The 22,602-nt window shown below is 72.7% G+C and carries 18 protein-coding genes; 8 read left to right on the top strand and 10 right to left on the bottom strand.

Going from position 1 to position 22,602, the window contains the following annotated elements:
• Positions 1-79: 79 nt before the first annotated feature.
• Positions 80-1,537 (top strand): cyclic nucleotide-binding domain-containing protein, encoded by a 1,458-nt coding sequence (locus WME97_RS03010; protein WP_437549372.1) that lies wholly within the window; start codon positions 80-82, stop codon positions 1,535-1,537.
• On the opposite strand, the gene WME97_RS03005 is transcribed toward WME97_RS03010, so the two are convergent.
• From WME97_RS03005 to WME97_RS02985, 5 genes are all read right to left on the bottom strand, one after another.
• Positions 1,538-2,107 carry a hypothetical protein gene (locus WME97_RS03005; RefSeq protein ID WP_193790775.1) on the bottom strand — a complete coding sequence of 190 codons (570 nt, stop codon included), beginning with the start codon at positions 2,105-2,107 and terminating at the stop codon, positions 1,538-1,540.
• A 145-nt stretch (positions 2,108-2,252) separates the two neighbouring features.
• A complete protein-coding gene (locus tag WME97_RS03000) occupies positions 2,253-4,388 on the bottom strand; it encodes an ATP-binding protein (RefSeq protein ID WP_437549370.1) in 2,136 nt (711 codons plus the stop codon).
• A gap of 156 nt (positions 4,389-4,544) precedes the next feature.
• A complete protein-coding gene (locus tag WME97_RS02995; RefSeq protein ID WP_437549368.1) occupies positions 4,545-5,633 on the bottom strand; it encodes a MaoC family dehydratase in 1,089 nt (362 codons plus the stop codon).
• 292 nt (positions 5,634-5,925) lie between these two features.
• Positions 5,926-7,695 carry an acyl-CoA dehydrogenase family protein gene (locus WME97_RS02990; protein ID WP_437549366.1) on the bottom strand — a complete coding sequence of 590 codons (1,770 nt, stop codon included), beginning with the start codon at positions 7,693-7,695 and terminating at the stop codon, positions 5,926-5,928.
• 431 nt (positions 7,696-8,126) lie between these two features.
• Positions 8,127-9,038 carry a polyprenyl synthetase family protein gene (locus WME97_RS02985; RefSeq protein WP_437549364.1) on the bottom strand — a complete coding sequence of 304 codons (912 nt, stop codon included), beginning with the start codon at positions 9,036-9,038 and terminating at the stop codon, positions 8,127-8,129.
• A 98-nt stretch (positions 9,039-9,136) separates the two neighbouring features.
• On the opposite strand from WME97_RS02985, the gene crtD reads away from it, so the two are divergent.
• Genes crtD through WME97_RS02970 form a run of 3 tightly spaced genes read left to right on the top strand, consistent with a single transcriptional unit; the run spans position 9,137 to position 12,077 of the window.
• Positions 9,137-10,708, top strand: coding sequence for a 1-hydroxycarotenoid 3,4-desaturase CrtD (crtD, locus tag WME97_RS02980; protein ID WP_437549363.1), 1,572 nt, complete (start codon positions 9,137-9,139; stop codon positions 10,706-10,708).
• Positions 10,705-11,589 carry a carotenoid 1,2-hydratase gene (locus WME97_RS02975; protein WP_437549361.1) on the top strand — a complete coding sequence of 295 codons (885 nt, stop codon included), beginning with the start codon at positions 10,705-10,707 and terminating at the stop codon, positions 11,587-11,589. Before crtD ends, WME97_RS02975 begins: the two co-directional genes overlap by 4 nt.
• Positions 11,586-12,077: a beta-carotene hydroxylase gene (locus tag WME97_RS02970; RefSeq protein WP_437549359.1), complete on the top strand. Its 492-nt coding sequence runs from the start codon at positions 11,586-11,588 to the stop codon at positions 12,075-12,077. The genes WME97_RS02975 and WME97_RS02970 overlap by 4 nt, the downstream gene beginning before the upstream one ends.
• Positions 12,078-12,245: 168 nt before the next feature.
• Here the strand turns inward: WME97_RS02970 and WME97_RS02965 are convergent, their stop codons facing one another.
• The 3 genes from WME97_RS02965 to WME97_RS02955 form a co-directional block, all read right to left on the bottom strand.
• Complete coding sequence (locus WME97_RS02965) at positions 12,246-13,733, bottom strand: lycopene cyclase (protein WP_437549357.1); 1,488 nt, start codon at positions 13,731-13,733, stop codon at positions 12,246-12,248.
• Positions 13,734-13,799: 66 nt separating this feature from the next.
• The gene (locus WME97_RS02960; protein ID WP_437549356.1) at positions 13,800-14,756 is read right to left on the bottom strand and encodes a phytoene/squalene synthase family protein; all 957 of its coding nucleotides are present in this window, start codon (positions 14,754-14,756) and stop codon (positions 13,800-13,802) included.
• Positions 14,737-16,353: a phytoene desaturase gene (locus WME97_RS02955; protein ID WP_437549354.1), complete on the bottom strand. Its 1,617-nt coding sequence runs from the start codon at positions 16,351-16,353 to the stop codon at positions 14,737-14,739. Before WME97_RS02955 ends, WME97_RS02960 begins: the two co-directional genes overlap by 20 nt.
• Positions 16,354-16,526: 173 nt before the next feature.
• Between WME97_RS02955 and WME97_RS02950 the strand changes: the two genes are divergently transcribed.
• Positions 16,527-17,441: a MerR family transcriptional regulator gene (locus WME97_RS02950; RefSeq protein WP_437549353.1), complete on the top strand. Its 915-nt coding sequence runs from the start codon at positions 16,527-16,529 to the stop codon at positions 17,439-17,441.
• A gap of 34 nt (positions 17,442-17,475) precedes the next feature.
• On the opposite strand, the gene WME97_RS02945 is transcribed toward WME97_RS02950, so the two are convergent.
• Positions 17,476-18,057 carry a YtfJ family protein gene (locus tag WME97_RS02945; protein WP_437549351.1) on the bottom strand — a complete coding sequence of 194 codons (582 nt, stop codon included), beginning with the start codon at positions 18,055-18,057 and terminating at the stop codon, positions 17,476-17,478.
• A 438-nt stretch (positions 18,058-18,495) separates the two neighbouring features.
• On the opposite strand from WME97_RS02945, the gene WME97_RS02940 reads away from it, so the two are divergent.
• Together WME97_RS02940 and WME97_RS02935 are read left to right on the top strand one after the other, a co-directional pair.
• Positions 18,496-18,960 (top strand): Hsp20/alpha crystallin family protein, encoded by a 465-nt coding sequence (locus WME97_RS02940; RefSeq protein ID WP_012233212.1) that lies wholly within the window; start codon positions 18,496-18,498, stop codon positions 18,958-18,960.
• 92 nt (positions 18,961-19,052) lie between these two features.
• On the top strand, positions 19,053-19,433 hold the full coding sequence (locus WME97_RS02935) for an Hsp20/alpha crystallin family protein (RefSeq protein ID WP_437549348.1): 381 nt from the start codon (positions 19,053-19,055) through the stop codon (positions 19,431-19,433).
• A 141-nt stretch (positions 19,434-19,574) separates the two neighbouring features.
• Here WME97_RS02935 and WME97_RS02930 read toward each other — a convergent pair whose 3' ends face one another.
• Complete coding sequence (locus WME97_RS02930; protein ID WP_437549346.1) at positions 19,575-20,294, bottom strand: hypothetical protein; 720 nt, start codon at positions 20,292-20,294, stop codon at positions 19,575-19,577.
• Between the two features lie 437 nt (positions 20,295-20,731).
• Here WME97_RS02930 and WME97_RS02925 point away from each other — a divergent pair, with 437 nt between their 5' ends.
• Entirely contained in the window at positions 20,732-22,486 is a 1,755-nt protein-coding gene (locus tag WME97_RS02925; protein WP_437549344.1) for an adenylate/guanylate cyclase domain-containing protein, read from the top strand.
• Positions 22,487-22,602: the final 116 nt, after the last annotated feature.

The following is a 22,602-nucleotide window of genomic DNA, read 5'->3' as shown; positions in this document are numbered from 1 at the left end:
GACGCCTCTGTCGCCGCGGCGGAGGGGAGAGATCCGTTCCTCCGCGAGTCCGGGGCGCCCGCGGCGCTCGGGAGGCATCATGACGACAGGTTTCGAGTTCTTGACCCAGGACGACGAGCGGCTGCTGCTGGAGAAGTCGAGCTGCGTCACCTACCGACCGGGCGAACAGATCCTCGAGGAGGGCTCGCGAAGGCAGGGCATCTTCATCGTGCGCAGCGGCCTTGTCGGGGTCGAGGTCGCCCACCTCGGGCGCGGCGTGGCCCTCCGCCAGCTCGGCCCCGGCGCCATCTTCGGCGAGATGTCGTTCCTCGAGAGCGCCGCCGCGAGCGCCTCCGTCGTCGCCCGCGAGGAGTGCACGCTCGACGTCATCGAGGGCCCGTATGTGCACTCGCTCCTCGCCTCCGTCCCCGGGCTCGCGGCGCGCTTCTACCAGTCGCTCGCGATCATGCTCGCCCAGCGCCTCCGCGAGAACACCGCGATGCTCCCGCCGCTCCTCGTCGAGGACGTGCCGCAGGTCAACCGCTTTCACGCGGCGAGGACGGGCCAGGCCGGCACCAACAACATCCCTCCGAAGCTCATCGACACGGTCGAACAGTTCAAGTTCGAGATGATGATCGCCGACAGGATGGTGAAGGAGGCCAAGCAGCCCGAGGCGGAGATCCAGGAGAAGGTGAGCGCCGCGTGCCAGACGATCGTGTCCGCGCTGCGCGAGCACATCGAGCGCGAGCGCCACCTCGAGAAGGGCATCGGCGCCTATGTCTTCCGCGAGACGTTCTCGCTCTTCATGCTGAGCCGCACCGTCGACCGGTGTTACACGAAGCCGCGCGGCTACGCGGGCGACTTCTACACCATCGAGATGATGTACAACGACGAGCCCGCGGGCGACGGCCGCCTCGGCCGCTTCATCGACCAGTGGGGGCTCGCCATCGACGCCTGCCGCGCCGTCAAGAACCGGAGAGGCGTGCTGAGCCGCGCGCTCCGGGACGCCTGCAGCGCGCACGCGTCCGGCCCGGTCCACATCACCAGCCTCGCGAGCGGCCCCGCCCGGGAGCTGTTCGACCTCTTCGCGGAGGGGGGCGAGCTGCCCGACATCAAGGCGACGTGCATCGATATCGACAACCAGGCCCTCGCCTACGCGGCCGGCATCGCCGACCAGCTCGGCGTCATGGACCGCTTCAGCTTCGCGCAGGACAACGTGGTGCGGCTGGCCCACGGCCGCGGCAGGACGGTGCTCAAGCCCCAGCACATGATCTACAGCATCGGGCTCACGGACTATCTCCGCGACGATCTGGTCGTGAGCCTCCTCAATTGCATGCACGACAAGCTCCTGCCCGGGGGCGTCGCGGTCGTGGGCAATTTCGGTGTGAACAACCCGAGCAAGGCGTTCATGGATCACGTCCTCGAGTGGGAGCTGATCCACCGCAGCACCGATGATCTCAGGACCCTGTTCGCCCGGTCGAAGTTCGGGAGCACCCCCGTCGAGGTGCTCGCCGAAGAGGCGCAGGTGAACCTGTTCGCCTTCTGCACCAAGTGGTGACTACCGAAGCCAGCGCACCTCGTACTCGCACGTGGGGTGTCCCTCGAAACGGCACTTCGTGTGGAGGCTCTGGCCCCCTCGCGCGCCCGAGAGCCGGAGCGCGTTCTCCTGCCACGCCGGCACCGCGTCTCTGCAGATCTGGCGCCCCGGGTCGGACTGCGGGTCGACCCCCAGGTAAAGTATCAGCCGGAAGAACCGCTCTCCCTCGGCGAGGGGCGCGAGCCGGCCGCCGTTGAAGTACATGCCCCACATCACGCCGGCCTGCCGCATGACGAGCGCGGGCGTGCCCAGCTTGAGCAGCACCTTGTGCGCGAGCGTCAGGTCCTGCTCGGCCACGTAGGCCGCGAGATCGCGAATGACACCGGACCGGTTGGGCCACCGCGAGATCTCGTCCGCGATCGCGTTCCAGACCGAGATGGGATACCAGCTGTGCGCCGCGAGATCGGGCGCCGTGAACACCGCCCGCGCGGCGGCGGGCAGCTTGGCGTCGAGGGCGGACATGGCCTGGCTCCCCCACCGCGTCTGCAGGTAGGTCCTCGTGTGCATGAGCGCCGACCCCCGGATCTTCATCGCCAAAGCCGCCCGTCCAGGATAGATGCACCCGGGCGGCGGGGGCCAGCGTGGCGCGCTGCGGGCCGCCTCGCACGCGCGCCCACACGCCGGCGATCGCGCGCGAAGGCGCCGTGAGCCCGCCTCCCGCGGCGCACGAGCGCGCTCACTGCAGGCGCTCGGCGGTCGGAGCCGGCGGCGGGGCGCCGCCGGAGCCCTTCGCCCGTCGCGCCTGCGCGGACGCGTCGAGCACGGCGCGCACCGCCTTCGCGAGCTGCGTCGGCGTGTACGGCTTGGCGAGGAAGTGGGCGACCCCGTCGAGCAGATCCGTCTGGAGGAGGGCGTCCTCCGTGTAGCCCGAGGCGTAGAGCACGGGCAGCGGGGCGCGCGCGCGGGCGAGCATCGCCGAGAGCGCGGGGCCGCGCGCGTCCGGCAGGACCACATCGCTCACGAGCAGGTGGATGGGGCCTGGATAGGCGGCCGCGAGCGCGATCGCCTCCTTGCCGCTCCGCGCCGCGAGGACCGAGTAGCCGAAGGAGCGCAGCGCGGCGACGCAGAGCTCGCGCACCTGCGCCTCGTCCTCCACGACGAGCACGGTCTCCACGCCCCCGACGGCGGCCGCGGTCGCCCTCACAGGCTGCTCGCAGGGCACGCCGCGCACGCGCGGGAAGCAGATCGTGAAGCGCGTGCCCTGGCCGGGGGCGCTGGCGAACCAGATGTGGCCGCCGTGCTGCTTCACGATGCCGTGGCACGTCGCGAGCCCGAGGCCCGAGCCCTTGCCCGGCTCCTTGGTCGTGAAGAACGGCTCGAACACGTACTTCTGGACGGCGTCGTCGATGCCCTGCCCTGTGTCCGTGACCGTGAGCTCCACGTAGTCGCCGGGCTCGATCTCTGGCCCCCACCCCCCGTCGCCCGCGCCGAGCGCCCTGTTCGCCGTCTCGATCACCAGGCGGCCCCCGCCGGGCATCGCGTCGCGCGCGTTCACGGCCAGGTTCATGAGCAGCTGCTCGAACTGCCCCCGATCGATGTGGATGGGCCAGATCTGGCTCCCCGGCAGCACGACGAGCTCCACGTCCTCGCCCACGAGCGGGCGGAGGAGCGGCTCGACCCCGAAGATCAGCGCGTTCGGGTCGACGACGCTCGGCTGGATCAGCTGCTTGCGCGCGAAGGCGAGCAGCTGCCGCGTGAGCGCCGCGGCCCGCTCCGCGGCGGTGCCGATCTGCGTGAGGTGCTCGGCGACGGGCGACGCCGCCGGCACCTTGCGCACCGCGAGCTCCCTGTGCCCGAAGATCGCGGTGAGCATGTTGTTGAAGTCGTGCGCGACCCCGCCGGCGAGGCGCCCGATCGCCTCGAGCTTCTGGCTGTGCAGGAGCTGCTCCTCGAGGCGCCGGCGCTCGGTGATGTCGAGGCTCGTGCCGACCAGCCCGGTGATCGTCCCGGCGTCGTCCGTGACCAGCTGCGCCGCCATCTGCACGTGGCGCAGCTCCCCGCTGGACGGGCGCACGACGCGGCACTCGACGGGGCTCGCGACGCCGAGCGGCGACGCGGTCTCCGCGCCGCCGAAGACCCGGTGGCGATCCTCGGGGTGGATGAGGCCCGCGAAGAGCTCGAACGTCGGGCGCACCGAGGGATCGACGCCGAGGATGTTGTAGAGCTCCTCGGACCAGCGGATCGTCCGCGACGCGATGTCGTAGGACCAGCTGCCCACGTGGGCGATGCGCTGCGCCTCCTTCAGCATGCGCTCGCTGCGGCGGAGCTCCTGCTCGGCGCGGCGGCGCTCGGTGAGATCGACGACCGCGCCGAAGAAGCGCGACGGCGGCCCCGCCCCCTCGACGAGGGGCAGGCTGCTCAGCAGGCACTCCCGCACCGTTCCGTCCCGGTGGCGCACGCGGAACGCGATCGCGCCCGACCCCTCTCCTGTCTCGTTCGCCAGCAGCAGGAGGGCTTGCAGCCGCTCCCGGTCGTCGGGGTGGACGGCCTCGAGAAAGGTCTCCGTCGAGGGCGTGTCCGTCTCGGGATCGCGGCCCAGGATCCGGAAGAGCTGCCGCGACCAGGTGGTGCTGCTCTGGCCGAGCTCCCAGAGCCAGTTGCCCATCTGCGCCGCCTGCTCGCCCTCGTCGAGCTGCCGCCGCGCCGCCTCGACGAGGGCGGATCCCCTCGCGCTGCCCGGGTCTCTGGCCGGCGCGTCCAGGCCTCGCGCAGCGGCGACCCGACCTGGCGCGCGGGCGTGGGCCAGCTCCCGCTCCAGCTCGGCGACGCGCGCGCGGAGCGCGTCCAGCTCACGGCTCCCAGCGGTGCTCATGGCCGTCCCGTTCCTCGCTGGGGCAGAGCGGTGCTCATGGCCGGCCATTGTATGCCGCAGGCGGCCCGCCGGGGACTCCTCATTCTGCGGCCCCCGCCTCGGGCGCGCCTGGTTCTGTGCGTCAGCAATCCCGCCGGTGATCGCTGACGTACAGAGCTAGCTCCGCCGGCGCAGGAGCAGCGTTCGCGTGATCTCCACGACCTTTTCCTTCACCCTGCCGTCGGCCTTGCCGAGCTCGGGCGTGAACAGGTCGGCGCCCTGCTCGATCAGGGCGCGCGGCGGCGTGTTCTTCACGCCGACGATCCGGAAGGTGACGCTCCCGGCGCCGCTCTTGGCCTCTTCCCTGGCGATCACCTTCGACGCGGCGAACAGCGTGTCGCCCGCCAGCACGCCGCTCGGGTGCGCCCCCTCGTCGAGGCCGAGGTCCCAGACGCCGCACCCGGCCGTGTCGCGGCTCGAGAGCGCGAGCACCCAGGACAGCACGAGCCCCCCGTGGACGACCCGCGTCTTCGCGAAGGAGCTCGACCTGGAGTACTGCTCGTCCACGTGCAGCGGGTGGGAGTTGCGCAGGAGGGTCGCGAGCTGCATGTGCTCGCTATCACCGATGGTCCTGCCGACCTCGTGGGTGATCACGTCGCCGACCTCGAAGTCGTCCCACGCGCAGGCGAAGCCGCCCTGGCGCGCCGGCGGAGGCAGCGGGCCGTCGAGCTCCTCCGGGAGGCGCGCCGGCGGCGCGTCCGGCTGCGCGACCGCGTGCGGCGCGTCCGCGGGGCGCTCCGCGACGCGGCCGGGGGGCACGAGCGCCTTGCGCTCGAACGAGCAGACGAGCAGCCCGTCCTGGTTCACCACCTGGGTCCTGACGTGCACGACGCCCTTGTCCCCCGTCGAGACCGGCTTCTTGCCGATGACCAGCGAGCTCGCGCGCAGCGTGTCCCCCGGATAGCAGGCCGCCGGGAACCGGACGTCGGTGTACGCGAGGTGCGCGATCGCCTGCTCGCTCACGTCGTGCACGCTGAAGGAGATCCCGAGGTTGAGGAGCAGGAGCGGGCTCACCGGCCTGTCCCTGAGCCCCACCGACCGGGCCGCGACGCGGCTGGCGTAGGTCGGGATCGCGTCCTGGAACGAGGCCGCGAAGAGCGCGAGCATCCCCTCGTCCACGGTGACGTCCCAGGGGTGGGCATACACCGCGCCCACCGTGAAATCGTCGAGCTTGCGGCCGTAGCGAGGAGAGCGGACGCGGACCATCGGTCCGCGCGATCATGGCACAGGCGCGCTCGGCTGACGACGGCGCGCGCGTCGCGGCCCTGCGCACATGCCCGCTCGCCGGCTCGCGTCGCCGGCCGCCCGCTCGCGGCCGCCGCAGTCGCTCGCGCCTTAGAGCGGTTCTCGCCCACCCCTGGCACACGCGACTCAGAGCGGCGGTCTCCCGCACAGGAGACGGGTCCAGATCGGTGTTTTCGGCGCGGAAGCGCACTCCGGTGCGCTGAGCACCGAAAACGCCGAGATGGGCCCGTATCCGAAGCGGGTGACCGCCGCTCTAGGGCAGCGGCCCCTCGAGCAGGGCGCGCGCGATGCCCTGCGCGAGCACCTCGTGCGGGCCCAGCTGGAAGAAGAGGCTGCGGGCGTCGAGCAGGAGCCTCGCCGCGGTCGAGCTCTCCGCGTAGCCGCTCGCCCCGTGGAGCTGCATGCAGGCGTCGGCCGCGTCCCAGGCCACGCGGCTGGAGAAGAGCTTCGCCATCGCCGACGTGAGCTCGCACGGCTGCCCGGTGTCCGCCACGTGCGCCGCGGCGCGCGTGAGCTGCCGCGCGGCGGCGACGCGCGCGATGAGCCCTCCGAGCCGGTGCGCCACGCGCGGGAACGAGATGAGCTGCGACCCGAACTGCACGCGCGTCTTCGCCCGCTCGAGCGCGAGCTCCAGCGCGGCCTGCGCCACGCCCACGCCGCACGCGGCCGCGTAGGTGCGGCCGGTCACGAGCGCCCGCTGGATCTGGGCGATCCCCTCGCCCTCGCGCTCGCCTAGCAGGGCCTCGCGGCCGATCTGGAGCCCCTCGATCCGGAGCTCGTAGTGCCCCATGCCGCGCTGCCCGAGCGCCCGCAGCTCGGTCCCGGCCATCCCGGCGTCCGGGAAGTCGGCGCCCGGCGCGCCGCGCCGCTTCGCGATGACGAAGAGGCTCGGCCCGAGCGGCAGCTGCCCCTGTCCTCCCGGCGTCGTGGTCCTCGCGAGGGTGAGCACCAGGTCGGCGCGGGACGCGCCGGTGACCCACGCCTTCTTTCCGATGAGGAGGTAGCTGCCGTCGGCCTGGCGCTCGGCGCGCGTGACGACGCGCGCGAGGTCCGACCCGTACGCCGGCTCCGCGAACGCGAGGGCGCAGCGCGCCTCGCCGTTCGCGATGCGCGAAAGCCAGGTCCTCCGCTGCAGGTCGGTGCCGGATCGGGCGAGCAGGTCCGACGCGATGGAGGCCGTCATGGTGAGCACGCCGAAGCCGAGCGAGCCGCGCGCGAGCTCCTCGATGGCGGTCGCCATGGCGGCCACGCCGAGCCCGTCGCCCCCGTGCTCGGGCGCGGTGGCGAGCCGGAACACGCCGAACTGCCCCATGCGGCGGACGATCGACTCGGGGATGAGCCCGTTGCGGCGGTGGATCTCGGGGGCGAGCGGCTCGACGAGGCGCTCGACGAAGTCGCGCATGTTGTGCCGGATCCAGCCGACGCGCTCGTCCTCCGCGCCGGCGCTGGCGGGGATGCCCTGCTCGGCGGCCGCGCGCGCGATCGAGGCGACGGCGACGCCGGAGCCCGCGTCGCGCGCCCACGCCGCGACCGCCGGGTGGCCGATCGCCTTGGCGACCTCGTCGTCGCGGAGCTCGAGCTCGCCGAGCGGCGCGATCTCTCCGCCGCCCAGATCGACGCCGCCGCGCAGCGACAGGAGCAGCGCCCCCGCGTGCGCCTCGGCGACGGCCCTGGCCTCCCCGCCCGCCTCGCAGGCCCAGCTCGCGAGCGAGCGGCAGGCCTCGATCTCCGCGTAGAGGTGGGCGAGCGCGTGGGCGGCGACCTGGTGTCGATCGAGCAGCATCCGCGACACGTGCAGCGGCACCGCGGCGGCGCCCGCCCGGACGAAGCTCGCGCTCCTCGGCGCGCCCCGGAGGGCGGTTCCCACCGCGCTCCCGACGTCCACCACCCGGTCGCGGAGGCGCCCGCGCGCGACGCGCGCGAGCTGCTCGGCGGAGGTGATCGCCTCGCGCATCCCCCCGGGGCTGTCGGCCTCGAGCTTTCGAGAAACGATCGTGGCGTGTTGCTCCCGAATCGCCCTCATCCCCCGATCCCCCCGCTTGCGGACCATGACCCACGCCTCGCTTCACGGGACGCAGAACACAGCGCCTTTACACCGCGCCACAGCCACGCTCCCCGCGGCAGACGCGGAAAGGCCCGCCGAGGATGCCACCCCAAACCGCGTTCGTCGAGCCTGGGCGCAGCCTCACTATCGCGAGGCGACAGCGCATTAAGGCCCTCCCTGAATCTGCTCAACGTCGGTGCACGTCGGCTTTATTCGGTCCGCGTCGGCTTCATTCGGTCCGCGTCGGCTTCATTCGGTTCACGTCGGCTTCACGTCGGTCCACGTCGGCTTCACGCGTTCCGTCCCGCGACGCGCAAACAACCCAGCTCCACTCCCGATCATCAGTCTCAGACGTCCCGAGTCCCCCCGACGGCCGCCCCTCTCGGACGTACGTCAGGCCGCCCGAGCCGTCACATGGAGCTCACGGTCGGAAGCGCCGTCGAAGGCCCCCTGCAGACCCGGAGGAGCCTGTCCCCCAGCTCGACGGCCCACGACCGCACGGCGTCCGCCCGCGGGCACTGCGGCACCGCCTCGACCGCGTCCTGGATGAGCCGCTGCAGCAGCCGGGTCGTGCCGGAGAGCCCGAGCTCCAGCGCCGTGTTCGGGCGCCCGAGCGCCCCGTCGCGCCCCGCCGGCTTGCCCATGTCCTCCGGCCTCCCGACCAGGTCGAGCACGTCGTCCGCGACCTGGTACGCCTCGCCGATGCGCTGCCCGAGATCGCCCCAGGCGGCCCCGTCCTGGCCTGCGGAGAGCGCGCCAAGGGTCGCCGCCGCCTCGAAGAGCGCGCCTGTCTTCGCGCGCCGGTAGGCCGAGAGCGGGACCTTCGCCTCCGACTCCCACGCCTGCCCGGCGATGATCCCCTGCGGCATCCCGACGCCGCCCCCGAGCACCTCGAAGAACCGGACCGCCCTGCGCGCGTCGGTCACGCCGCTCGCCATCGCGTGGAAGGCGCCGCGCGCGAGCGCCTCGAAGGCGAGCACGATGAGCTGATCGCCGGCGAGCACCGCGATCGGCTCGCCGAAGGCCCGGTGGACAGACGGACGGCCGCGCCGGATCGGCGCGTCGTCGAAGCAGGGGAGGTCGTCGTGGACCAGCGACGCGCAGTGGATGAGCTCCACCGCCGCCGCCGCGGCGTCGGCGGCCTCCGGCGCGGGATCGCCGTACGCCGAAGCGACGGCCAGGCAGAGGCGCGGACGGATGCGGGCGCCTCCAGGGAACACGGCGTGCTGCGTCGCCGCCAGGAGCCCGGGCGGCGACGCGGGCGAGGAGAGCGGCTCGATGGCGGCGAGGAGGACGCGCTCGATCCGGCGATCGAAATCCATGGGGGGCGAGTCTTGGCGAGCCTCAGGGGCTTGTCAATAGTTTGAACATTAGTTAAACAAAGTATAGACAAACTACCTCCGACGCGTACACTCCGACCATGGCGGACAGGAGAGATCGCGTCGTGGTGATCGGCGGGGGTATCGGCGGTCTGACCTCGGCCGCGCTCCTTGCTTCGAGCGGGCTCGACGTGGTGCTACTCGAGCGGGCGCCGCGCGTCGGCGGAAAGATACGCCAGGCGGTCCTCGGGGACCGCCGCGTCGACGTCGGCCCGACGGTGCTCACGATGCGGTGGGTCTTCGACGAGATCTTCGCGTCGCTCGGGCTCCGCTTCGAGGACCACGTGTCGCTCCGCCGGGCCGAGACGCTCGCGCGCCACGCCTGGCCGGACGGCTCGACGCTCGACCTCTTCGCGGACGTCGAGCGCGCTGCGGACGCGATCGGCGCGCTCGCGGGGGCGCGGGAGGCGGACGGGTACCGCCGGTTCAGCCGGTACGCGCGCGAGATCTTCGACGTGGTGGAGGCGCCGTTCATGCGCGCGGAGCGGCCCACGCTCAGGACGATCCTGAGCACTGCGGGCACCCTGGGCGTCGGCGGGATGATGAAGATCGACGGGCACCGCACCCTCCACCGCGCGCTCGGCGACTTCTTCACGGACGCGCGCCTCCTCCAGCTGTTCGGGCGCTATGCGACCTACTGCGGCTCGTCGCCGTACCTCGCGCCTGCGACGCTGAGCGTCATCGCGCACGTGGAGCGCGAGGGCCTCTGGCTCCCCGAGGGCGGCATGGGCCGCGTCGCCGAGGCGCTCGCCGCGGCGGCGGCCCGCGCCGGGGCGACGCTGCGCTGCGGCGCGCACGTCGCCGCCATCGAGGAGGGCCGCGGCCGCGCGACGGGCGTCGTGCTCGAGGGCGGCGAGCGCATCGAGGCCGACGCCATCGTGCTGAACGCCGACCCCGCGGCGCTGCGGGCCGGCCTGTTCGGCGAGCGCGCCGCCCGCAAGGCGCCGGGGAGCGAGCCGCGCTCGCTCTCGGCCGTCACCTGGGCGCTCGTGGCCGAGGCGAGCGGCTTCCCCCTCCTCCGGCACAACGTCTTCTTCTCCGGCGACTACGAGGCCGAGTTCCGCGCGCTGTTCGACCGCGCCGAGCTCCCGCGCGACGCCACGGTCTACGTCTGCGCCGAGGATCGCGGCGACGCGCCGGCGCACGAGCCCGGCGGGGTCGGGGCGAGCGCAGGCGCCGACGGAGGCGGAGAGCGGCTGTTCTTCATCCTCAATGCCCCTGCGACCGGTGATAAACACACCCCCTCATCGACGGAGATCCACGAATGGGAGCAGCGCGTGTTCCAGCAACTGCAGCGGTTCGGCCTCTCGCTGAAGAGCACGGGCGCCTCCCCGGTGGCGACGACGCCGGCGGACTTCGAGCGGATGTTCCCGGCGACGGGAGGCGCGCTGTACGGGCCGGTGTCCCACGGGTGGAACTCGACCTTCGCGCGCCCGGCCTCGCGCTCGAAGCTCCCGGGCCTGTACTTCGCCGGCGGGAGCGCGCACCCGGGGGCGGGCGTGCCGATGGCGGCGCTGAGCGGCCAGCTCGCGGCGCGGAGCGTGATGGAGGACCTCGCTTCGACCTCGAGATCCCGAGCGGGGGCTACGCCTGGTGGTACCTGGACGCGGTGAGCGACGACGGGCAGAGCGCGATCACGATCATCGCGATGCTCGGGAGCGTCTTCTCGCCCTACTACGCCAAGGCGCGATCGCGCGGCGCCGCGGACCCGCTCATGCACTGCGCGATGAACGTCGCGCTGTACGGCGCGCGCGCCGATCGCTGGGCGCTGACCGAGCGGCCGCGGGGCGCGGTCTCCAGATCGCCGCGGTCGCTCGCCATCGGACCGAGCCTGATGGAGTGGTCCGGGGGTGAGCTCCGCGTCTCGTTCGACGAGATCACGGCGCCTCTGCCGTCCCGGCTCTCGGGGACGGTGCGCCTCCGCCCGTCCGTGCCCGGGCCCGCGGCGGACGGCGCGCACGATGGCGTCGCCCTGGACGGGCGGGGGCTCCACCGCTGGACGCCCATCGCGCCGATCGCGCGGGCCGAGGTCGAGCTCGCGCACCCCTCGCTGCGCTTCTCCGGCAGCGCCTACCTCGACACGAACGCCGGCGACGAGCCGCTCGGCCACGCCTTCGAGCGCTGGACCTGGTCGCGCGCGCTCGGCTCGGACGGGATCGCCCTCACCTACGACGTCCGGCGCCGCGACGGCACGCGCATGCTCCTCTCGCCCGCGTTCGACGCGGCGGGCGGCGCGCGCGAGCTCCCGCAGCTCGCCCCGCGGCCGCTCGGCGACACGCGCTGGGGCCTGGCGCGGGAGATCGCCGCCGACCCGGGGTCCGCGCCGCGGCTCCTCCGCACCCTCGAGGACACGCCGTTCTACGCGCGCTCCCTCGCCGCCGCGACGTTCGGCGGCAAGCCGGCGACGGTCGTCCACGAGGCCCTCTCGCTCGACCGCTTCGCCAGCCCCTGGGTGCAGCTCCTCCTGCCGTTCCGCATGAGGAGGGCGCGATGACGCTCGCGATCTGGATCGGCACGGCGCTCGCCGCCTTCGCGATCATGGAGGTGTGGGCCGCGCTCCTCCACGGCAAGGTCTGGCACCACGCGCTCTGGCGCATCCACCGCACCCACCACGCGAAGCGGCGCGGCGCCTTCGAGCAGAACGACGCGCTCGCGTTCCTCCACGCCCCGATCGCCGCCGGGCTCATCATGTACGGCAGCTGGGGCGCGCCGGGGCCGCTGCGCGAGGCCGCGTTCGGCTTCGGCCTCGGCATGACCGCCTTCGGCCTCGCCTACGTCCTGGTCCACGACGGGCTCGTCCACGGGCGGCTCCCTGTCTCGGGCCTCGCGCGCATCCCGTACCTCGCGCGCGTGCGCGACGCGCACCGCGTCCACCACGGCACCGGCGGCCCCCCGTACGGCCTGTTCCTCGGGCCCCTCGTCCTCGCGCGCCGCGGCGTCGCGGGAGGCCGCGCCCAGCGCGCCGCGCAGCGGGCGCGGTAGAGCGACATACGGGTTGAAACCACGAGAAAAAGCAAGAATTTCACAGGGAGACGGGGAGGCGGGGAGCGAGAGACGGCAAGAGAAAGAACTTCATTCTTTCTTCCTCCCCGCCTCCCCGCCTCCCTGTGAAAATTCTCCGGGTTTGAACCTGATCGGTGTTCTAGAGTTTCAGCGGGCGCGGTAGAGCTCCCGCGCGAGCCCCGCTCCCCAGCGGCCGATGGCCCGGAGCGGCAGCGCGCTCACGACCTCGCGGTACACCTCGGGCCGCCGCGCCGCCGTCTCCCGCAAGAACCTCACGAAATCGGCCGGCTGCATCTCGTCCCGCAGCAGCGCCGCGTACGCGTCGTTGCCCATCGCGTGGAGCACGGCGAAGGCCGTGTCGAGGAGCGCGTTCATCTCCCCTGCCCTCGCCCCGCCGGCGGGCTTCGCCATGAGGGCCGCGAGCGCGCCGGTGCCCGAGTGCACAGGCGCGTCGCGCGCCGTCGCCGACGTGCGACGCGCGCCCGGCTCCCGGACCGCCCGCGCCAGATCGGCGGCCGTCGCCGCGAGCTCGCGCACGTTCGCGCCGAAGCCGCAGAACGTCAGCGGCGAGTGCCGCGCCGCCGCGTCCCCCACGAGCCGCACCCGGCGCCCCGGCGCGCGCGGCGCGGCCGACAGCCGCGACCAGCCGGGGATGAAGCCGAACGTCGGGCGGACGAGGCGCGCGTCGCCCTCCTTGTAGCGCGAGAGGAGCCGGAAGAACCGCGCGTAGAGCGACAGGAGCGCGCCGGGCCCGACGTCCCCGGAGCGCGCGTAATAGAAGAGGTAGACCGTCGTCTCGCCCGGCCGCCCCGGGAACGCCTCCCAGAGGTGCTGCCGGCCCTCCTCGACGTCCTCCGTGGTGGCGAGGATCTCGCCGACGTCCGGCCGGATCCGCCGCTCCCCGTCGCCCTCCGAGAGCCCCGTGAGCACGCCGCCGACGGTCGGGCAGAGGAGGTCCGCGGTCGCGTAGGGGCTCGCCGCGCCGCGCGCGTCGACGAGGAGCCGCGCGGACAGCGCGCGCGGCGCGCGCGGCGCGGCGCCCGGCTGCGCCTCGGCCACGGCGAGCGCGACAGCGTCCGGCCCCTCCGCGTGCCCGAGGAGCGCGTGCCCGTCGAGCAGCGTCACCCCCAGCGCCTCGGCCCGGGCCCGCGCCGCGGCGAGCAGCCCCGCCGCGTCGATGGCGTGGTCGAGCACGCCGCGCACCGGGTACGTCCCGCCGCCGTGCCAGCGGCAGAGCCCCTCGACGTAGCGGGCGATGACGAGCCGCTCGATCTCGTCCCTCGCGAAGATCCCCGACGCCGACAGCGCGGCCACCTCGGCCGTCCCGGCGTTCCACTCCCGGTGCGCGGCGCCGATCCGCGCCCGGTCGAGCACCGCGACGCGCAGCCCTGCCGACGCGAGCAGCGGCGCGAGCAGGAGCGACAGCCCGCCGCCCGCGACGACCACGTCGTAATCGGCGGTCGCGCCCCGATCCGGCGGCCGCGGCGAGGGTCCCGGTCGAGGCGCCGGCGCGGCCCGCACCGCGTCGAGGTGCTCGAGGCGCGCGAGCAGCGCGTCCCCGCCCGCCTCGCGCACGCGCCCCCGCGCCGCGTCGATCTCCCGCGCGGCTGAGCCCGGCGCGCCGCCGGCGCTCATCGCGCTCCCACCAGGGCGCTCATCGCGCGGCCTCCAGAGCGCGTGTCGCGCCGCTCGCGCCGCCGCTCATCGCGCCGCCTCCAGGAGGAAGCGGACCTCGTCGAGCGGCGGCGCCGCGCCGTGCTCCCGCGCCTCCGCGGGCGCGACGGACCTGCGGAGCAGCGCCCGCAGCACGAGCCACGCCTTGCGGCCCGGCGACACCACCGCGCGCGTCGACACCGAGTCGAAGCCGCGGCGCGCGATGACCCGCCCGATGTCGGCGTAGATGAGCCGCGCCGCCTGGATCGCGGGGCGGCAGTCGCGCGGCAGCATCGGGATGCCGGCGCCCGCGCGGACGTAGAGCACCTCCGCCTCGGCGAGCAGCCGCGCCACGAGCCGCCCCAGCCGGTCGTCGAACACCGGCCGCGCGAGCCACCCGTCCGGCGCGATCCCGGCCTCCCGCATCCAGGCGAGCGGCAGGTAGATCCGACCGCGCCGCGCGTCCTCGCCGACGTCGCGCGCGATGTTCGTGAGCTGCATGGCGACGCCCAGGTCGCACGCCCGCGCGAGCGCGTCGGGCCCCCGCGCCCCCATGAGCGTCGACATCGTCGCGCCCACGGTGCCCGCGACGCGCGCCGCATAGGCGTTCAGGTCCGAGAGCGTCTCGTAGCGGCGCCCCTCCGCGTCCCACGCGAACCCCTCGAGCAGCGCCTCGATGAACGCGCGCGGCAGCCCGTGCTCCGCCATCACGTGGGCGAGCGCGCGATCGACCGGGCTGTCGTCCGGCCTGCCCGCCGCGGCGCGCGCGAGCCGCTCCCGCAGCGCCGCGACGGCGGCCGCGGCCGCGGACGGCGGCGCGTGCTCCCCGAGCTCGTCGACCGCGTCGTCGGCGACCCTGCAGAACGCGTAGAACGCCGCCGCCGGCTCCCTCACGCGCGCGGGCAGGAGGAGCGCCGCCGCGGCGAAGCTCTTCGACCCCTTGCGCAGCAGGTCCCTGCACGCGGCGAAGTCCGCCGCCGACACCTCAGACGAGCTTCGATGCATCCGGGACCACCTGATCCAGCACGCGGGCCGACGAGAGCACCCCGGGCAGACCGGCGCCCGGGTGCGTGCCTGCCCCGACGAGGTAGAGGCGCTCGACGTCCTCGCTCGCGTTGTGGGGCCGGAAGAAGGCGCTCTGCGTGAGCACCGGCTCCGGCCCGAACGCCGCGCCCCGGAACGACAGCAGCCGGTCCTGGAAGTCCTGCGGCGTGAGGAGCCGCGAGCTCGCGAGCGCGCCCTCGAGCCCCGGCAGGAGCGTCGCCTCGAGCAGCGCCGAGATGGAGCGCCGGTACCGCTCCTGGGTCGTGGGCCAGTGGGTGCCGCTGAGCAGGTTCGGCACCGGCGACAGCACGTAGAACGCGTCGCAGCCGGGCGGGGCGAGCGCCGGATCGGTCGCGGTCGGGCGGTGCAGGTACAGGCTGAAGTCGTCGGCGAGCACGTGCTTCTCGAAGATGTCCTCGAGCAGCGGCCTGTACCGCGGGCCGAGGAGGATCGTGTGGTGAGCGACGTCCGGGTACTGCCGGCGCGTGCCGAAGTACCACACGAAGAGGCTCATCGAGTAGCGCTGCCGCTCGATGCGCCGGTCGGTCCAGCGCTTCCGCGCCTCGGGGGGCACGAGGTGCCGGTAGGTCCACGCCGAGTCCGCGTTCGAGACGACGACGTCGGCGGCGAGCCGCTCCCCCGACGCGAGCTCCACGCCCCGGGCGCGGCCGCCCTCCACGGAGATGCGCCGCACCTCGGCGCCGCACCGCACGGAGCCGCCGAGCCCCTCGATGAGCGACACGAGCCCCTTCACCAGCGCGCCCGTGCCGCCGATCGGGAAGTGCACGCCCCAGTTGCGCTCGAGGAACGCGATCAGGCTGTAGATCGAGGTCGTCGAGAACGGGTTCCCGCCCACGAGCAGCGGGTGGAAGCTCAGCACCTGGCGCAGGCGGTCGTCCTTCACGTGCTTCGCGACCAGGCCGTACACCGTGCGGTAGCTCTCGAGCCGCATCATGTCCGGCACGATGCGCGCCATGTCCATCCACGACCCGAACGGCACGTGCGCGAGCTCCTCGAACCCGACGCGGAAGATCTCCTCGCTCCGCCGGACGAAGCGCTCGTACCCCTCGACGTCCCCGGGTGAGAGGCGCGCGACCTCGGCGCGCATCGCGGCGGCGTCGCCCGTGTAGTCGAACGTCGCGCCGTCGTGGAACCGGATCCGGTAGAACGGCGCCACGGGCCGCATGTCGATGTCGTCGGCCATGTTCCGGCCGCAGAGCTGCCAGAGCTCTTCCAGGAGGAACGGCGCCGTGATGACGGTCGGCCCCGCGTCGAAGGTGAACCCGTCCTGGCGGTGGACGTACGCGCGCCCGCCCGGCTGGTCGAGCTTCTCGACCACCGTGACGTCGTAGCCCCGCACCCCGAGCCGCACGGCCGCCGCGAGGCCCCCGAAGCCGCTGCCGATCACGACGGCGCGCGGCGCGCGCGCTCCGCGGAGGACGCGGCCCGCGAGCGCCGCGCCCGCCGCTCGCGGGGGAGCGGCCACCTCGTCGCCCGGCGAGGCGTCAGGCCTGGCCGGATGCGCCGGATCCTGCGCCGAAGCGCTGGTGTTTTGCATGACGCTCAGTATAATGTTTGTCCTAGCCTTTGACAAAGGCGAATGACGAACGCGAAAGACGTCGGCAGGAGGGGGTCTTTCTGGGCCTCGCTGCCCGCCGTTCCGATGCATCCCGGTGCGCCGGACCGGCGCGGACGGCCGCGGCTCGGCGGGTCCTAGCAAGGTTTATCCAGTTGAGCCGCTACAGAATCCATGTCGTTTCGGAGATGTGTGGCGTGTCCTCGGCGACGCTGCGCGCGTGGGAGCGCCGTTATGGCGTGCCGTCGCCCGCGCGCACGGCGTCGGCGTATCGCCTGTACAGCGACGACGATGTGGCGGTGATCAAGAAGATGCGCGACCACGTGAACGGCGGGATCGCCGCGGCCGAGGCGGCGCGCATGGTGCTCGAGGCCGCGGGGCCGCGCGCGCCGGTGGGCACGAGCGGCGGCGACGCGTTCGCCGGGGCGAGCGAGCGCATCGTCGACGCCGCGGTCCGGTTCGATCCCGACGGCCTCGAGGCCGAGGTGAACCGGGCCCTCTCGCTCGGCCCGGCGGTGACGATCTTCGAGCGCGCGCTCGGCCCGGCGCTCGAGCGCATCGGCGATCTCTGGCACGCGGGGAAGATCACGGTCGCGCAGGAGCACCTCGCCTCGCAGGTCCTCGGCGCGACGCTGCTGCACCTCTTGCGGCTCGCGCAGCCTGGCGAGAGCGGGCGGCGCGTGCTGCTCGCGGCCTTCGCCGACGAGGATCACGTGCTCGGGCTGTTCGGCATCGGCCTGCGCTTCTGCTCGTGGGGCTTCCGCTCCGTCGTGCTCGGCGCGAGGACGCCGCCCGCCGCGATCGCGCGGGCGGTCGAGGCGCTCGCGCCGGACCTCGTCGCGCTGACGGTCGCGATCCCGCCGCTCCCGCCGTCGGCGCGCGAGCTCATCGACGCCTACGCGGACGCGTGCCGTGGCGTGCCGTGGATCGTGGGCGGCGCGGGCGCCGGGGCGCTCCGGTCCTTCATCGAGGCGCGCGGCGGCCTCGTGGCGGCCGCGGAGGCGGCGGAGATCCGCGCGCAGGTCGAGTCTGCGCTGCACGCGCGGCGGCGCCGCAGGGACGGGCGCTGAGCGCGCGCCCCTCCGGCCGGCGCGTTCGCTGCGGTCAGCCCTCGACTTCCTTGCGGAGCAGCTCGAGGACCCTGCTCTGCGACTCCGGCTTGAGGGCGCCTTCGGCCGCGAAGAGCACGTGGCCGTTCTTGCCGACCACGACGACGTTGCTGACGCCGCGGCGGAGCTTGTAGGCCGTACGGAAGGAGCCGTCCCAGTCGCAATAGACGGTCCCGCCGACCTTCCTCGACTCCTCCCGGATGGCGTCCTTCACGAAGCCTTTCGCCGGCCAGAAGTCGTAGGAGCTGACGTCGGCGATCGCGGCGACGGCGATGCCTCGCCGGTAGCGGTCGCCCTTCGTGAGCTTCGCCAGCGCGTCCTTGAGCGCCTGGTTCTGGGCCTTCGAGTCCTTGTCCTCGTAGACGATGAGGATCGGCTTGCCTTGAAGCGCCTTGAGCCGGAGCTCGCGCCCGTCCGCGTCCTCGACGCGGGCGTTCGGCGCCCGGTCCCCCTCCGAGGGCAGCGCCAGCGCGGCGCCCGAGATCAGCGCCAGGGACAGCGCCGCCGCAGAGGAGACCGAGCGGAGGCGGGCGGCAAGGACGCCGCGGCGGCGGGGGGCGGGCGGGCAGGGCTGCATATCCTGGGTTTCTAGCGCTTTCCGGGACGTGCTCCCAGGGCTGTTCGAGGCGGCAGGCTCCACCGGGCGCCGGCGTGGCTGGCCCCGCCGACGGCCGGCTGGCCTGGCTCGGCCTCCGGGGCGGTGGCCGGCGGGGCGGCGCATGGAGCCGCTCCGGGGAGCCGGAGAGGTCGCGCTCGCCCGCCTTTCCCTGCCTCTCCCTTCGGTCTGACGAGTCCGGTCGCCACCGCTGCTCCCGCCGATCTGCCTCTGGGGGACGACGGCGCGCCGTGCTCTTGACACCCCACGTGCCGTGCAAAGATTGGGCGGTGCGAAGAGACCGGCTCTCGGAGCCAAGGTCCCGTAACGCTACAACAAATCGGCCGTCGCGAGCAGGTTGACGGCGCCGCGGGCGGAGCCCGGGCGCGCGCCGCGCGCGGTGGTCATGGAGGATTGACCATGCTGCACCGAACCACGGATTTCGATCGCGCGTTTGCCATGATGGATGAGCTTCGCCGGCGCCTGGATTGGGTGTTCGAGGAGGCGGACGCGCCCCGCGCGTCGCTCCGCGGCGACTTCGACCAGACGTCCCGGTACGTGGGGGGTCCGCGCGTCTACCTGTTCGACACAGGGAGCGCCCTTGTCGTCAAGGCCGATGTTCCGGGTCTGACGGAGAAGGATGTCCAGATCTCGCTGAATCAGGACGTCCTGACGGTGAGCGGCGAGCGCAAGTCGGATGCGCCGGAGGGCTACCTCGTCCACCGCAAGGAGCGGGGCGCGGTGCGCTTCAGCCGGAGCTTCACGCTGCCGAGCAAGGTCGATCCGGAGAAGACGACCGCGGTCCTGAAGAACGGCGTGCTGACGCTCACGCTGAACAAGGCCGCCGAGGCGCAGCCGCGTCAGATCGCGGTGACGGCGCGCTGAGGGAGCCGGGAGCTGAAGAGCGAACGAAGAAGAGGAGAGCGACGATCCAGCGACGAGCGGATCTGGAGTGTACCGAGGAAGGAGCGATGAACATGAGCACTGATCGCAGCTTGACCCACCGTGCCGAGAGCAACCCCGAGAAGATCCAGCAGCGCCCCGCCGTTGCGCCGGCGGTCGACATCTACGAGAGCGCCGAGGAGCTCCTGGTCGTGGCGGATCTCCCGGGCGTGACGCAGGATCGCCTGGCCGTCCGTGTGGAGAAGGGGGAGCTCACGTTCGAGGGCCGGCGGACCGAGGCGGCCGAGCGGCAGCAGGGCGTCGAAGGCCTGCCGGACTTCCGCCGCAGCTTCGTGGTCCCGCAGGGCATCGATTCCGAGAAGATCTCCGCGGATCTCCGCGCGGGCGTCCTGCGGATCCACCTGCCGAAGAGCGCGTCGCTGAAGCCGCGTCAGATCCCGATCAGCGCGAGCTGAGGCGGTGTGCCCGGTGTCGAGGAGGAGGAGCGCTGTCCCGGACGGAGCAAGATCGAGGTGAGGCGGCGCTGATGTGTGGTGGGCACAGGCTCAAGGAGCTCTCCTGTGCCGGTGACCGGCCTGCGGGCTGCGCGTGCAGGCTCAAGGCTCTATCAACGCCGCATTGTTGCCGAGGAGCGTCAGCGTCCACTTCGCGTCCTCGCCGCACGCGGTGCCCTCCACATGCCGCACCTCGAGGATAAACCAGAGCTCATCGGGATCGGCGAAGCGGTCGTTCCACGTCACGTAAAATGATTCGGGCGTGCCCTGCCCTCTGACGCCGGACGCAAAGCAATTCGGTGCATCGACTTCAATTTGCCCCTGGTAAGCGATCAAATCGAAGTTCATCCCCGGCGGAGACTCGAGCGTGGCACGGAAGTGCTCGGAGCTGGCCTCATCTGCATTGTCGACGATCAGGATCTTGAACCACTTCGACGTGGTCCCCGTCACCGTCATCGAATCAGCCTCGACGTCGCCCGAGATACTACCGAGAGCCTCTGCTCCCGTGCAGGTATTGGGCGCCGCATGGTCGCACTCGGCCACCGCTCCCCCACCGCCGTCGCCTCCGTCGCCTTCATTGCTCCCGACATCGCCGCCCACGCCCTCAGCGCCGCCGGCCCCGGTGGAGCCGGCGCTCACGCTCGAGCTAGAACTCGAGCTCACGGACAGGTCTTCCCCTCCGGCGCCGTCATCACCGCCGAGTTCGCCGCCGCCGGCCTGCTCCTCGTAATAGCCGGGCAGCAGATCGTCGGTGCCGTTGGCGCACGCGGCAAGGGTGAGAAGGACCGCAGGAACGACAAGCAGCCGGCCGGGCGTGTGCATTGCACGCATTCTATCTGCTCTCGCGACAGCGGTCCAAGGAAGCCACGAGGCAACGTGAGATACCGCAGCGTCGTTCATCACCGCCGGAAACGGCGGCAACCGTTCAAGTTGTTTTCATCACTACGGACCTGAATTTCCGCGAAAGTCGATGAAGACTCGACCCGGAGCGACGGGCGGGAACGTCCACGATACACATCTGGAACTCGATGCCTCGCGTGCCGCCGTAGAACGAGAATGAAACCTCGCCTCCAGACCCGCCCCGGAGACCCCTCCAAGCGAGCGCGGCCTGGAGCGGGCCAGGGGCACCGCCGCACCACGCCGCCGCGCTCCCTCCCCGACCCGCCGCGGGCCCGCGCCGTCCCGGCTGGTGTCGGCGCGCTTCCGCGCCGTCCCGCATTTCGATAGTCTCGGCACCGCTGAAGCCCGCCCTCGACGCCTTGCTCTCCCTGCGCGCGAAGACGCTGCTGGCGATCGCCGCCACGCTGCTCGGGCTCAGCTTTGCCTTGTACGGCGTGTCCTCGAGGGCGCTCCTCGCCAACTCGATGGCCGCCGAGGCGCAGGACACCCGCCGTACCGTGCAGGTGGCGCTCAACCTCTTCCGCCAGGCCAGCAGCGACTTCAACGCGCGCTGGACCGACTGGAGCCAGTGGGATGACGCCTACGCGTTCGTGCAGGACGGTAATCAAGAGTTCGTTCGCTCGAACCTCGTCGCCCAGCTCTTCGACATCGCCCGGATCGATCTCGCGGTCTTCGCCGGCGCAGACGGAAGGCCCGTGTACAGCACCGGCTACAACCACGCCACGAAGAGCTGGGCCCCCCTGCCGCGCGGCATCGAGGAGCGGCTCCGCATCGGCGATCTCCTCTTCGGGCGGGACGCGCCCGGCAGCGCCGTGCGAGGCGGCATCGTCCTCCTCCCGGACGGGCCGATGCTCCTCTGCTCCCAGCCGAGCGTCGGCAGCTCCGGCCGCGGACCGGTCGCCGGCACCGTCACGTTCGGGCGCTTCTTGACCGACGCCGAGATCAAGCGCCTCACCGAGCCCGCCGGCCTCTCGCTCGCCGTCCACCGCCTCGACGATCCCCACCTGCCCGACGACTTCCGCGAGGCCCGCGCCGCCCTGTCCGACCGCGACCCCATCCTCGTCCACCCGCTCGGCAGCGACCGGATCGCCGGATACACCGTCCTCGACGACATCGACGGCAAGCCCGCGCTGCTCGTGCGCGTGGACAACGATCGGGCCATCCTCAGGATGGGCCATGACACATTGCGTTATCTCGTGCTCGTGACCGTTGTCGTGGGCCTGGTCTTCGGCGGCGTGACGCTGCTGCTCCTGGAGAAGCTGGTGCTGTACCGGCTCGCCCGCCTCAGCCGGGAGGTCACGGAGATCGGCGGCGTCGGCGACCTCTCGGCGCGGGTCGCGATGCCGGGCACCGACGAGCTGTCGCGCCTCACCGGCTCGATCAACGGCATGCTCTCGGCCCTGGAGGCGAACGCGCGGCGGCAGAGCCAGCAGAAGGCGGCGCTCGAGCAGGCGAAGGCGGCGGCCGAGCGAGCTCATGAGCGCTCCGACCGGCTCCTCCTCAACATCCTGCCGAGGACGATCGCCGATCAGCTGAAGGAGCACGAGCAGCTCATCGCCGAGCACTTCGAGGAGGTGACCGTCCTCTTCGCGGACATCGCGGACTTCACCCCGCTCGCCGCGCGGCTCCCCCCGGCGGAGCTCGTCGGCCTGCTCAACCGGATGTTCTCCTCGTTCGATCAGCTCGCCGAGCAGCACGGCCTGGAGAAGATCAAGACCATAGGAGACGCCTATATGGTCGTCGGCGGGCTGCCGGCGCAGCGCCCCGATCACGCGAGGGCCATCGCGCGGATGGCGATCGCCATGACGCACACCGTGCGCCAGTTCGTCGGCGACGACGGCGAGCCGTTCCAGCTCAGGATCGGCATCAACACCGGGCCTGTCATCGCCGGCGTCATCGGCAAGAAGAAGTTCAGCTACGATCTCTGGGGTGACGCGGTGAACGTGGCGAGCCGCATGGAGTCGAGCGGAGAGCCCGGCCGGATCCAGGTGAGCGAGGCGAGCTATTCCCTGCTCGCGCGAGATTTCCTCCTCGAGGAGCGGGGCCTCGTGGCGATCAAGGGCAAGGGCGCGATGAAGACCTATTGGCTCATCGGCGAGAACACACCGCAGTAGCGCGGCGCGCGGCGCGCGTCGCGACCCACGCTCGTTCGCGCTCGTTACCCCGCGATTGACAGGCCCCGGCCGATTGACAAGGCCAGGCGGGCGTGCAATGGCTGCCCGCCCGATGT

Origin of the sequence: Sorangium sp. So ce367, assembly GCF_051520455.1 — a bacterium.
GTDB lineage: Bacteria > Myxococcota_A > Polyangia > Polyangiales > Polyangiaceae > Sorangium > Sorangium cellulosum_B.
The sequence above is the reverse complement of the archived record's forward strand: the minus strand, read 5'-3'. Positions and strand labels throughout refer to the sequence as shown.

Bases quoted from the DNA above. Each gene is read 5' to 3' on its own strand.
- WME97_RS03010 (WP_437549372.1), top strand. From the start codon at position 80: ATGACGACAGGTTTCGAGTTCTTGACCCAGGACGACGAGCGGCTGCTG.
- WME97_RS03005 (WP_193790775.1), bottom strand. From the start codon at position 2,107: ATGAAGATCCGGGGGTCGGCGCTCATGCACACGAGGACCTACCTGCAG.
- WME97_RS03000 (WP_437549370.1), bottom strand. From the start codon at position 4,388: ATGAGCACCGCTGGGAGCCGTGAGCTGGACGCGCTCCGCGCGCGCGTC.
- WME97_RS02995 (WP_437549368.1), bottom strand. From the start codon at position 5,633: ATGGTCCGCGTCCGCTCTCCTCGCTACGGCCGCAAGCTCGACGATTTC.
- WME97_RS02990 (WP_437549366.1), bottom strand. From the start codon at position 7,695: ATGAGGGCGATTCGGGAGCAACACGCCACGATCGTTTCTCGAAAGCTC.
- WME97_RS02985 (WP_437549364.1), bottom strand. From the start codon at position 9,038: ATGGATTTCGATCGCCGGATCGAGCGCGTCCTCCTCGCCGCCATCGAG.
- crtD (WP_437549363.1), top strand. From the start codon at position 9,137: ATGGCGGACAGGAGAGATCGCGTCGTGGTGATCGGCGGGGGTATCGGC.
- WME97_RS02970 (WP_437549359.1), top strand. From the start codon at position 11,586: ATGACGCTCGCGATCTGGATCGGCACGGCGCTCGCCGCCTTCGCGATC.
- WME97_RS02965 (WP_437549357.1), bottom strand. From the start codon at position 13,733: ATGAGCGCCGGCGGCGCGCCGGGCTCAGCCGCGCGGGAGATCGACGCG.
- WME97_RS02960 (WP_437549356.1), bottom strand. From the start codon at position 14,756: ATGCATCGAAGCTCGTCTGAGGTGTCGGCGGCGGACTTCGCCGCGTGC.
- WME97_RS02955 (WP_437549354.1), bottom strand. From the start codon at position 16,353: ATGCAAAACACCAGCGCTTCGGCGCAGGATCCGGCGCATCCGGCCAGG.
- WME97_RS02945 (WP_437549351.1), bottom strand. From the start codon at position 18,057: ATGCAGCCCTGCCCGCCCGCCCCCCGCCGCCGCGGCGTCCTTGCCGCC.
- WME97_RS02940 (WP_012233212.1), top strand. From the start codon at position 18,496: ATGCTGCACCGAACCACGGATTTCGATCGCGCGTTTGCCATGATGGAT.
- WME97_RS02935 (WP_437549348.1), top strand. From the start codon at position 19,053: ATGAGCACTGATCGCAGCTTGACCCACCGTGCCGAGAGCAACCCCGAG.
- WME97_RS02930 (WP_437549346.1), bottom strand. From the start codon at position 20,294: ATGCACACGCCCGGCCGGCTGCTTGTCGTTCCTGCGGTCCTTCTCACC.